The 12636-nt window shown below is 36.0% G+C and carries 8 protein-coding genes; 3 read left to right on the top strand and 5 right to left on the bottom strand.

Annotated elements, in window-relative coordinates:
- Window positions 1–13: 13 nt before the first annotated feature.
- Genes IGJ02_RS14815 through IGJ02_RS14825 form a run of 3 tightly spaced genes read right to left on the bottom strand, consistent with a single transcriptional unit; the run spans window position 14 to window position 3386 of the window.
- Window positions 14–886: an ROK family protein gene (locus IGJ02_RS14815; RefSeq protein WP_430602536.1), complete on the bottom strand. Its 873-nt coding sequence runs from the start codon at window positions 884–886 to the stop codon at window positions 14–16.
- A gap of 21 nt (window positions 887–907) precedes the next feature.
- Window positions 908–1891: a LacI family DNA-binding transcriptional regulator gene (locus IGJ02_RS14820; RefSeq protein ID WP_086277121.1), complete on the bottom strand. Its 984-nt coding sequence runs from the start codon at window positions 1889–1891 to the stop codon at window positions 908–910.
- Between the two features lie 13 nt (window positions 1892–1904).
- On the bottom strand, window positions 1905–3386 hold the full coding sequence (locus IGJ02_RS14825; protein WP_430602538.1) for a sucrose-6-phosphate hydrolase: 1482 nt from the start codon (window positions 3384–3386) through the stop codon (window positions 1905–1907).
- Window positions 3387–3639: 253 nt separating this feature from the next.
- Here IGJ02_RS14825 and IGJ02_RS14830 point away from each other — a divergent pair, with 253 nt between their 5' ends.
- Complete coding sequence (locus IGJ02_RS14830; RefSeq protein ID WP_430602539.1) at window positions 3640–5601, top strand: sucrose-specific PTS transporter subunit IIBC; 1962 nt, start codon at window positions 3640–3642, stop codon at window positions 5599–5601.
- Window positions 5591–7204: a glycoside hydrolase family 13 protein gene (locus tag IGJ02_RS14835; RefSeq protein WP_430602540.1), complete on the top strand. Its 1614-nt coding sequence runs from the start codon at window positions 5591–5593 to the stop codon at window positions 7202–7204. Before IGJ02_RS14830 ends, IGJ02_RS14835 begins: the two co-directional genes overlap by 11 nt.
- 52 nt (window positions 7205–7256) lie before the next feature.
- On the opposite strand, the gene IGJ02_RS14840 is transcribed toward IGJ02_RS14835, so the two are convergent.
- Window positions 7257–9431: an alpha-galactosidase gene (locus tag IGJ02_RS14840; protein ID WP_430602541.1), complete on the bottom strand. Its 2175-nt coding sequence runs from the start codon at window positions 9429–9431 to the stop codon at window positions 7257–7259.
- An 88-nt stretch (window positions 9432–9519) separates the two neighbouring features.
- Here IGJ02_RS14840 and IGJ02_RS14845 point away from each other — a divergent pair, with 88 nt between their 5' ends.
- Entirely contained in the window at window positions 9520–10311 is a 792-nt protein-coding gene (locus IGJ02_RS14845) for a helix-turn-helix domain-containing protein (protein ID WP_430602542.1), read from the top strand.
- 436 nt (window positions 10312–10747) lie between these two features.
- On the opposite strand, the gene IGJ02_RS14850 is transcribed toward IGJ02_RS14845, so the two are convergent.
- Window positions 10748–12445: a DUF262 domain-containing protein gene (locus IGJ02_RS14850; RefSeq protein ID WP_430602543.1), complete on the bottom strand. Its 1698-nt coding sequence runs from the start codon at window positions 12443–12445 to the stop codon at window positions 10748–10750.
- Between the last annotated feature and the right edge of the window lie 191 nt (window positions 12446–12636).

Consider the following 12636-nt stretch of genomic DNA (forward strand, 5'->3'; position numbering starts at 1 on the left):
TTGTCACCTTTGATTAAGCTTGCAAATATAAATCCTTCGCTAAAGCAAGACAGCCAATCACACCTGCGTTGTCCCCCAATTGGGGAGTAACGATATAAGTGGATAAATCTGGATATTTCACATAATCATTAATGAGCTTAGCGAATTGTTCTTGGACTTTTTTTCTTAATTGTTCTTGCTTCATAACCCCGCCGCCAAAAATAATGACCTGCGGCGAAAAGAGCAAAGTGGTATTATATGCGCATTGTGCAATATAGTATACCACAATATCCCATGATGGGTCTTCTGTCGGTAGATCTTGCCCTTTGATTCCAGTTCGTTTCTCAATGGCAGGTCCTGCAGCCAAGCCCTCCAAACAGTCTTTGTGGTACGGACAATTACCGATAAATGTATCCTCAGGATGACGTCGAACCATCGCATGGCCCATTTCTGGATGGCTAAAGCCTTCAACGAATTGGCCATCTATTAAAGCACCACCACCAACTCCTGTTCCGATAGTATAATAGACTACATTTGATAATCCTTTACCGCAGCCCGCAATAGATTCACCATAGCAAGCAGCGTTTACATCCGTTGTCCAAGCAACAGAAATATTCGCCAACTGGTCTTTTAAGTACCCAACAAAATCAAAATTCTTCCATGCAAGTTTCGGTGTAGATGTAATATAGCCATAGGTTTCAGACTCTCGTTTAACATCGATTGGACCAAATGATCCGACTCCGATTGTTGTGATTGCATCAAATTTCTTGAAAAAATCAACGACAGAACGCATGGTTTTTTCAGGTGTTTCTGTAGGAAACGATACACGCTCAATTATTTCTAAGTTTTCGTTTCCTACTGCACAAACAAATTTCGTGCCTCCAGCCTCGATTGCACCGTATAACATATTGTTCACTCCTTTTAAGGGTTAGGTTGTTTGACCTTGAATTAGTTTTACCGGTAGTAGGTAATTTTTTTCAAGTTTTTTTTCTGGATTTTGGATTCGTTGTAACAACAAATCTACTAAAATATCTGCATAGTCAGCCATTGGTTGGGCAATCGTTGATAGTTGAGGAAAATAATTTTGAATGAATTTGGTTCCATCATACCCAATGATCTTGATTTGTTCAGGAACGTTTATCTTCAACTGCTGACATTGATTATATGCTAAGATTGCCGTTAAATCATCCGTACAAAACAAACTGTCGATCTCTTCTGTTTCTAAAATATGTTTGATTTCTAAATTTTTCAACGTTGTTGATCTAGCCGTTGTTTGAATCTGAAAAATTTTAGGTTCTAATTCGTGTTTCTCTAAGAAACTTAAATACCCATTTAAACGAAAATTGGTAGGCGAATTGGATTCTTGTGATCCTGTAAGAATCGCAATTTTTCGAGCACCTTTGACAAATAATGTTTCAGTAGCTAGATAGCCCCCTTGAAAATTATCACTGCCAATGATTGGAATATTGTCAGCTAAATAACGGTCAAAAGAAACAATGGGAAGCTCGATATCTTCATATTCGGTAATTCCTAAGTTATGAGCACCAGCTATGATCCCATCTACTTTATTCGCAGCAAGCATATTAATATAATGACGCTCTTTTTCTTTATTATTAGCACTATCACACAAAATAACACGGTAGCCTAAATCAAATAGTTTCCCTTCGATTCTTTCAACAAGCTCCCCAAAAAAAGGATTGGCAACGGTTGGAAAAATCAATCCAATCAGTTGTGTATTTTTTCCTTGCAAGGAACGAGCTAAAGAATTTGGTTGATAATTCAGCTCTTTCATTGCCAAATTTACTTTATCAATGGTTTTTTGGCTTAAGGAACCATAATTATTAATCACACGAGAAACAGTAGTGGGAGAAACACCAGCTTTTTTTGCTACATCCGTTAGTTTGACAACCATGTTCATTCATCCTTTATTGGTTAGTTTTCCGCAGTTGCCATAATTTCCCTTGATAGCCTCCATCACACTCTAGATGGACTCCTGTCTGATGCGCTTCTGGAAATACTCGCATTGTTGCTACTTTTTCACCCTCGTTGATGAAGACTTCAACAATCGATGAATCTACAAAGATTTGTAGTTCCAAGGTTTTTTGTTCAACAGAAAACGATCGGACAAATCCATATTCTTCTCCAAAAACAGCACCAGCTTGACTACGGTCTATCGTTATTTTACCATGTTGCGAGTCAAAATTAATGGTTAATCCTTTATTTTGTTCTTTATTCGTAAACAAAGTAAGCGTTCCACAGGAAAGCGGGTCAAACGATAGCATTAATTCATACTGATTTGTATCTGTTTCAAAAAAAGAATTGGAATCTTTGTTAAACTCAAGTGCTCCACCTGCACGTAATTGCTTCATTTCTGCGACAGGGCGTTGATACAATTTTTTGTCTTTTATAAGTAGCTCTTTTACACTACTTAGACAATGGGCCCATTCTTCTTGATCGGTTGGATACTCAATTTCTGGTAATCCCACCCAACTAATAGATAATAAACGGTTATCTGGTGCTTTAAAGGCTTGAGTAGCGTATACATCAAACCCTTCATCCAGATTTTTTAATGCAGTAGGCTGAATCAAACGATTCGCTTCACTGTCGTAAGAATCCCCGATAACATAAGTATTAGGATAAATATTTTCATAAAAACAAATAGCTGCTTCTAAACCTTGAGGACAAAAAATAAGTAATGCTGCATCTTCTGTTACTAGTAAATTGGGGCATTCAATCATAAAGCCCATTTCTTTATCGGTAAACTCTAATTCGCCCTTATACTGCCAAGTAAGTAAATCAGAACTCTGATAAGTAAGAATCTTTCCTTTTTCTGTCTCATCTTGAGCACCTATGACCATTAAGTACCCATCATTGTAACGGAATACTTGGGGATCTCTAAATTCTGATGTGTACCCTGTCGGTGGTTCAGTAATCAGTGGCGTCTCGATTTTTTGAACTGTTCCAGATGCATCCATCCAGGCACCTAACTGATAGGAATGGCGAACCCACTCTGCATCACGAACATTTCCCGTATAAGCAAGAAACAACTGGTCCGAAACAGGCAAAGCAGTCCCTGAATAAACACCATGACTATCATACAAACTATCTGGAAATACTTTCGTTCCTTCTTCTTTCCAATCCACTAAATTATCAGATGTCAGATGATACCAAGATTTTAACCCATGAACGGCTCCCATTGGGTAGGATTGATAAAAAACATGCCATTGATTATTAAAATATGAAAAACCATTTGGATCATTTAGTAGGCCAGTATTCGGTTGGATATGATATCCTAAACGCCATTTGGAATTAGCGGCTTTCTCTTGCAGTAAGGCAAGATGCGTTTTATCCCATTCTTGATACGGACGATAACGTTCTTCTTTTGTCCAAATTTTTTTTACAGACATATGTACTCTCCTCGTAAGCGTATTCTTGCATATAGTTTAACTTTAAAGATAATCAATGTCAAACGTTAATCAATTGCATTTCAAAATATCACAACTATACTTAAACAAAAGAATATAATTATTGTTATACGTTTGACAATTTTATAAAAACTGGTATACTTTGGATGTGAAAAAGCGATTTCATTTCTATCTTTCATACACAAGATAACCACTTCTATTGAAATCGCTTAAATGACATTTAGGAGGAACGAGAATGGATTACAAAAAAGTAGCAGAGGAAATCAAGCAAGCACTCGGCGAAGACAACATTCAAGCTGCAGCGCATTGTGCGACACGACTAAGGTTAGTTTTAAAAGATTCAAGTAAGGTGGATCAAAAAGCTTTAGACAATAATGATGCTGTTAAAGGAACCTTTGAAGCCAATGACCAGTTTCAGATCATTATTGGGGCTGGTGATGTCAACAATGTCTATGATGAACTGATAAAAATAACGAATGTCAAAGAAGCATCCACCGCTGATTTGAAAGCAGTCGCGGCAAACGGTAAGAAGAACAATCCAATTATGGCCTTTATTAAAGTATTATCTGATATTTTTGTTCCGATTGTTCCTGCTTTAGTTGCGGGTGGTTTATTGATGGCCTTGAATAATGTGTTAACTGCACAACATTTATTTGGCCCGCAATCCGTTGTAGAAATGTTTCCAGCTGTAACGGATGTTGCTAGCATCATTAATTTGTTGGCCTCTGCTCCTTTTGCCTTTTTACCTATCTTAGTTGGATTTTCTGCAACCAAACGCTTTGGTGGTAATCCTTATCTAGGTGCTGCCATTGGAATGGCGATGGTTATGCCTGATTTAGTTAATGGTTATGGTGTGGCGAATGCAATTGCGGAAGGCAGTATGAATTATTGGCATATCTTTGGGATGAACGTTGCCCAAGCAGGTTATCAAGGTTCTGTATTGCCAGTATTAGTGGTTGCTTGGCTTTTAGCAACCTTAGAAAAATTCTTCCACAAACGCATTCCAAATGCATTTGATTTTACTTTCACCCCAATGCTAGCCATTATTATTACTGGATTTTTAACCTTTATCGTTGTGGGACCTGTGATGAGAATCGTTTCAGATGGTTTAACTGATGGACTTGTTTGGTTGTATAATACAACAGGAGCAATTGGTTTAGGTGTATTCGGACTGTTTTATTCACCAATTGTTATTACAGGACTACATCAAAGTTTTCCAGCAATCGAGACCACCTTGTTAGCGGATGTTGCGCGCACTGGCGGTTCATTCATTTTCCCAGTCGCTTCCATGGCAAACGTTGGTCAAGGTGCAGCGACACTTGCTATTATGTTACTAACTAAAAATAAAAAACAAAAAAGTTTAGCGACCTCAGCAAGTATTTCAGCGATGCTAGGAATTACGGAACCTGCAATTTTCGGGGTCAATTTAAAACTTAAATTTCCATTTATCTGTGGGATGATTGCTTCAGCAGTTGCTTGTGTATTTATTGGTGCATTTCATGTTTTATCAGTGGCGATGGGACCTGCTAGTGTAATCGGATTTATTTCAATCGCACCAAAATCAATTCCTTATTTCATGATTGGGATCGTTATCAGTATTTTAGTCGGTTTCATTACAACATATGCTTATGGTAAACGTCATATGGCTGTATTTGCAGATGATGATACTAGTGCAGGTGAGGTTGCGGTTGAAATCAATGATGATCCTGAAGCGGAAATCATCGCTGTTCAAGATGAAATCTTAGCTGCACCAGTCAACGGCACACCTATTTCTTTAAAAGAAGTCAACGACCCTGTCTTTGCACAAGAAATGATGGGAAAAGGCATTGCAGTAATGCCAGAAAAAGGGATTATTTATGCACCATCTGATGGGGAATTAACGGTCGTATATGATTCAAAACATGCTTATGGGTTAAAAACAACTCATGGTGCAGAAGTACTGATCCATATTGGGATCGATACGGTAAAACTAAATGGAGAATTCTTTGAAACGACTAAAAAATATGGAGACTTAGTGAAAAAAGGGGATATCTTAGGAACAGTTGATTTAGACGCTGTCAAACAAGCCGGCTTTGACCCAACAGTGATGATGATTGTGACCAATACGAACGACTATGAAGCTGTTGAAGTAATTGATACATTAAGTGTTGATGGAAGCCAAGATCTACTAGCTTTGAGTGTGCGCTATGAAAACTAATTGGTGGAAAAAGGCAACGATCTATCAAATCTATCCACGTAGCTTTCAAGATACGAACGCAGATGGGATCGGGGATCTTCCTGGAATTATTCAACGGTTAGATTATCTTGCTTTTCTAGGGATAGAAGCAATCTGGTTAAGTCCTGTGTATCAATCGCCTAATGAAGATAATGGCTATGATATCAGTGATTATCAAGCGATCGATCCAGATTATGGAACAATGAAGGATATGGACACACTAATTGAAGAAGCGAAAAAGAGGAATATCAAGATCATCATGGACTTAGTCGTTAATCATACTTCCTCTGAACATCCGTGGTTTCAATCCGCGCTTCACGATCCAAAGAGTGAGTTTCATGATTTTTACGTTTGGAGAAAGGACATTGACGGACGACCGCCGAACACCCTGCAGTCAAATTTCGGCGGTTCTGCTTGGACATTGGTTCCAGAACTTGGAGAGTATTATCTTCATTTACACGCAAAAGAGCAGCCTGACTTAAATTGGGAAAATAAAACGATGCGCTACGAAATTTATCGTATGATGAATTACTGGATCGAAAAAGGAGTAGGCGGATTTCGTTTAGATGTTATTGATTTAATCGGAAAAGAACCCGACCAATTCATTACTAAAAATGGACCAAAACTCCATGAACTATTACAGGAAATGAATCAAAACACCTTTGGAGAATACGACTTGGTCACAGTTGGTGAAACTTGGGGTGCAACACCCGAAATTGCTCAACTTTATTCAGATGAGGACAGAGATGAATTATCGATGGTTTTCCAATTTGAGCATATTAATTTGGATAAACAACCAGGCAAACGAAAATGGGATCTAAAAATACTTGACCCAAAAGAACTACATCACGTTTTTTCTAAATGGCAAACTGAATTAACTGGAAAAGGCTGGAACTCCCTATTTTGGAATAATCACGATTTACCACGAATCATTTCTCGTTGGGGCAACGATCAAGAGTTTAGGGTACTTAGTGGGAAAATGTTAGCTATCTATCTTTATTTTCTTCAAGGAACACCTTATATTTACCAAGGAGAAGAAATTGGGATGATCAATTATCCAGTAAAATCAATTGACGAAGTCGATGATATTGAAAGTCGTAGAATGTATGATGAACGCATCACTTTAGGATATACAGAAGAGGAAATCATTACCTCTATCAATGCCAAAGGACGTGATAACGCACGCCATCCGATGCAGTGGGATGATTCTAAACAAGCGGGCTTTACAACTGGTATTCCTTGGCTACCTGCAGGAGATTCAAGTGAAATCAATGTAGCCGCCGCTTTAGATGATCCAGACTCCTTATTTTATACGTACAAAAAATTGATTCAACTCCGAAAAGAATTACCAGTGATTACAGAAGGAACATTCGAGAGTATTCAAACAGAGGATGCAGCAGTTTTAGCCTATATTCGTAAGCATGACGGAGAAGAAATAGTAGTTGTTGTCAATTTTTCCAATAAGCCGGCTCAATTCTTACTGGATGCAACACAACAAATCAAAGAAATCCTGATTCATAATTATGAAAAAGAAATTAGTCAAACCCTTCTCCCTTACGAAGCTTATGCTGTTTTATTAAATTAACCAAAAGATCCCTTACGGCGGTTCGCCATAAGGGATCTTTTTAATGTATCATTTACCTAACAACAGTCCAATGAATATAGAAACAATTGAAATCCCCTTTGATCCTTGGAACAAGAATACCGGCATGATTTAATTCACTACCGCTGTATATTTCCCCTGTACGCATATCCTTATAAAGAGCCGATTCCTCAAGATATTTTGTTTTTAAATACTGAATCGTTTGTGCTGGTTGAGCGAGTCCATTGGAATAGACAAGTAGCGCTTCTGTTTCGTTTTTGAATAGCCAAGCAGTGGAGCACGCCGCATCAAGTTCTTTTAAACGATAGAATTGACCAAACTGTAACAGTTTACGATGCTTTTTATAAAATATAATTTGTTCTTTTATCATTTCGAGGTCCTGTAGCGACTGTTTTTCTATCGCTAATTCATAGCCAAAGTTTCCACTCATTGCAATTAAAAAACGACTTTCTAATGGAGTGTTTCGACCTACTTGATGATTAGGACTATCCGAAACATGAGCCCCCATCATAATTGGTGGATACAGATAGCTATAGCCATATTGGATTTTCGAGCGACATAATGAGTCTGTGTTATCGCTTGCCCAAGTTTGAGGCATATAAGCAACCATTCCTGGATCAAATCGTCCGCCACCACTAGAGCAATTTTCAAAAAGGACTTGGGGAAATCGTTCTGTTACTTCAGATAGAATATGATACAGTCCTAAGACATAACGATGGCTAACTTCTTTTTGCTGATCATTGGGTAAAAGAAAGCTACCCACTTCCGTTAAATGTCGATTCATATCCCATTTTATATAATCGATTTTATTTGCTGAAAGATACGCTGTCAGCATTTGAATGAGGTGATCTTGAACTTCTGGCAAACTCAAATTTAAGACCAGCTGTTGTCGCCCCTGTGTTTGAGGGTAATTTGGAACCTGTAAACTCCATTCTGGATGTCTCTCAAACAAACGACTTTTTACAGAAATCATTTCTGGCTCAAACCATAAACCAAATTTCATCTTTTGTTGGTGAATAACATCCGCAAGATGCTCGATCCCATTTGGCAGTTTTACGTTGTTTACATGCCAATCGCCTAAAGAAGTTGTATCATCTGCACGTTGTCCAAACCACCCATCATCTAAAACAAACAATTCAATCCCTAATGTACTCGCTAATTGAGCTTGGCGAATCAAGTCCTGTTCAGTAAAATCAAAATAATTCCCTTCCCAGGAATTAAGTAAAACGGGACGTTCCACCTGTTGCCATTGCTTAGGAATCAAATAAGTTTGGTATAATTTATGAAATGTTTGGGAAAGTTGATTAAATCCTTGCCCACTAAAATTCAATACAACTTCTGGTGTTTGAAAAGTTGCTCCTGGGGACAACTTCCATTCAAAGGTTTCTGGATTGATTCCGATTTGAACCCGTGTACTTCCATACTGCTCTACTTCCGCTTGAGCAACAAAATTCCCACTATAAATAAAATGAAAGCCATAAACATCCCCTTGATCTTCATTCGTATATCGATCAGCAAGCCCTAAGAACGGATGATGTTGCGGACTGCTCGTTCCTCTAGCTGATGAGATTTTTTGTACGCCAGGATGGAGTGGTTGACGATGGATAGTAGCTTCATTTGTATGCGCCCCATTAAGTGTCAATAAGTCAAAGTCACAACGAGGAAAATCTAGCAGCATCGAACCAGCATTTTCTATATAGACTACTTGCGTCCCATTATTTTTATACACTACACTCCTTGTAATAACAGGAAGATCTTCGTATATCGTATAATACAATACCATTTCAAGCGACTGGGTATGGTCTACAAGATAAATCGCTAAGGTTTGGGCTTGTTCTCCCCTTAGTGAAGGGAGCCCCTCTAAAGATTGTTTACCTTCTAAAATTTCAAAGCGATCATACACAAAATTAGTAATGCGATGCCCGTCTATATTTCGAAACTGATAATTACTCACCCGATAATCTAAGCTACCTTGTGTACTCGTTTCAAGTGGCAGCGTGTTTAGCGAAAAAGTACGCTCTTCACTGATTGGATTCGTAGCAAAACCGCGATCGATCATTTGCAGCAGATTGACTTGATGATACTCTGCTAAGTGAGGACCAAAATACCTATGGGTAAGATATTGTTCTTTTTCGATACCAATGATATAACTAATTTCACTATTGCTCAGGTGAAAAATATTTTGTGATGTATCAAAATAGATCGACATATTTATCATTCCTCTTCTTTTATTATATCCATGATATCGAGTATAATCAGAAGTAACAAGAAGAAATTATTTCATGGAGGGTAATAAATTGCAGAATTTTGTACATCAATTCTATTACATCGATGACCGACATTTACCACTCATCCGAGGCATTGGTGTCGGACAAGGAAGCATTCATTATGATTGGGATGCACGTATTCGAAAAGAACAACTAATTGTTTTGCAAGTAACATTAAGAGGGCAAGGATTTATTCAAATAGGAGATAGAACCGTTAGCTTAACACAAAATAAAGCCTTTTTTGCTAAGATCCCTGGAAATTATCGCTATTTTGGTGAGGATTGGCACTTTCTATTTGTAGAGTTTTCAGGAAGTATGATGCAATGGTTAGATACATCGATTACCATTGTTGAATTATCGGAGACATTCATTGAATTGTTGCGAAGATTTATTCTTGATGTAAAAACACAGGAATTGACGGTTACACAAAATGCTAAAGAAGCCTTTGCACTTTTTTTAGATATTAAAGAAGAGGTGCAAAAAGAAACCCAACAAAAAACAGACATTATCGAGGCTGTAAAAAAATATATTGATGAACACTATTTCGAAGATATTAGCCTAGAGTTTTTATCTGAAAAATACGAACTCTCAAAATACAAATTGATTCGGCAATTCGAAGTAGCTTATAATTCGCCACCAATACACTATTTAAAAAAAGTGCGCATTCTTCATTCGTTATCGTTATTATGGGAGGATAACGCAGTGGAAGTTGTTGCAAAAAAGGTTGGGTTTTCTACAGGAAATTATTTTAGTAAAGTGTTTAAAAAAGAGATGGGCATTTCGCCTAGTGAGTATAAAAATAGAAAATCACATTACTATTAACAACTAGTTCATTTTTAAGGAATATGATGTACAGTTTCTTATTACTGCTAATTCAAATAATTCGAAAGATGATAGAGTATTAATAAAGTAGAAGTCGTCTTTTTTCTAGTAAATCCAAAATGGGGCAAGAAGCATTATCAACCAGTTACAAAGATGCAAAATAAACGGCGTGGGTATCCTTTTTACCAAGATACTTGTGCCGTTTGCTCTACACTACTATGTTCTTTTTTAAAGAATGATATCTAATTTTAATTTAACGTAATACATCATTGTTTCGAATTATTCTAAAATATCATTACTTATGATACGGTTCTGCGTATCGCAAGTGAATGATATTTCTAGAAATTTTATAAACTATAATAATAAAGGGTATAAATGTTTCATCAATTTTTTTGGTATAGGAATCATTTTATATTTTTGATGATTCATACGCTTTTCATGAATATGGCCAATATGTTACTATATCATTGCATAGATTAGTAGCTCTAATATCGATTTCTTCTTCATTCCAAACATTCACATCAAGTACATCTGCATGCGTCATTATTCCTGAACCCAATTTCCTTAATCCATCTTTATTTTCTTTACCTTCCAACTTGTCTGTCCAACTTGAATTGCTTATTGAAGAATTGAGTGTTCCCGATATTATCGCAAGATTTCCTAGTGTCAATAATTTTTTATCACGAAATTCTGACAATTCTCCATCAGCAGGAATATCTTTCCAGTTACTTCTCCATTTTTTAGGCATAAGATGTTCTAATTCGTACTTAGAGAAACCAAGCATATCTGTAGAATTCAACTTATTTCTTCGTTCTAATTCAATCATATATAACACATATTTTGCCTCACGATTATTAATTTTTATTGAATTAACGGCATCTTTGATTTCTGAATCTGATGGTATCCCACTAACAGATCCTCTCTTTTCAAAGTAATGAACTAATTTTTCTGCTGAATTGATTTCATTTGAAATAAAAGTATCTTGAAATAAATTATTATAGTTTTTTGTAGTGGCTCTGGTAATAACTCGTCTAACAAAAAATGTTTCTATGATGCTATATAATTTAGCTCGTTCATTCTGATCTTTTACAGATAATTCAACATAAAAAATAAATGGAATAATCGTTTCTTGATGTAATCCATAAATAATCTCATTTATTCTTCCCAACATATCTTCTTTGTGAACTTTTCGATTTATAATATTTGGACGAAATATTTTTCTGAATTTCTGTGCAGCTTGATACACTCCTTCAACTAATGCTTGTCTATCATCATTCATATATTTTTTTAAAAAGTGTTTGTATGAATCAAAAAGTTTGTCAAATTTCATATATCTTATGCGGTCAATACTTTTAATCTTATACTTCTTATCTCTAGTTATTATTTGAAGATATGCATAGAGAAATCTATCAATCATTTGTTCCCAATACTCACGGTCTTCCTCATCTTCCTCAAATATTGAATACCATTTTTGCTCGTACTCAGTTTCATTATTTTGATTAAACAAATGATTTTTCAATAACTCTGCAGTAGATAGAGGAACGCCTAATGAATTAATTGTATCAAATATTTGTTGTTCGTCTTCATTATGAACCAAATCAATAACTACAAATAATAAATTCTCATAAATATTCCATATATCATATTTATCTTTATCTTTTTGCAATTCTTTTTTTATAAATTCATACGCTTTTGTTACTTGACTATTTTTGAACTCTTCTGGCACTTCTTCTAACTTTGTCAAATTCATAACCCAGTCAAACGCTGGTTTATCTAAACGACTGTGACGAATTGATACCTCAGTATGCCCTCGAACTTTAGCAATAAATTTGTCATCAAATATTTCTTCTTCTTTAACTAAAGAAAGAACTTTAAAAAAAACAAATAGAGTTGTTATTCTCTGCTGACCATCTACTAAATTGTTTACTTTAAAGATTTCATTTGGGGCAATTTCTTCTTTCCTAATAATAGATCCCATAAAATATGGTTCATTAGCTTCTGAAACATTTAACATATCTTCTAATAATCTTTCCCAATAAGCTTGCGGCCATACATAAGATCTTTGAAAATAAGGAATTCTCGAAACATTATTTCCTGTAAAAATATCTCCTAATGTTTTTTTATTAGCGTCCATTTTTTCACTCCTTAAATAGTTATACTTTTCCTAAAAATGTGAAACAAACAATAATATAAGCAATCTTATTTATCTTCCTCTATCTACTCATATTTCACATTACCAATAATTACTGTAGTCCTTTCATTCTTCTGTATTTGTGTAGAAAACGGTTAAGAGTCCATCTCATACTAGAAACAACGTACTAATTA

This window comes from Enterococcus sp. DIV0724b (assembly GCF_050531475.1).
GTDB classification, from domain to species: Bacteria; Bacillota; Bacilli; order Lactobacillales; family Enterococcaceae; genus Enterococcus_L; species Enterococcus_L haemoperoxidus.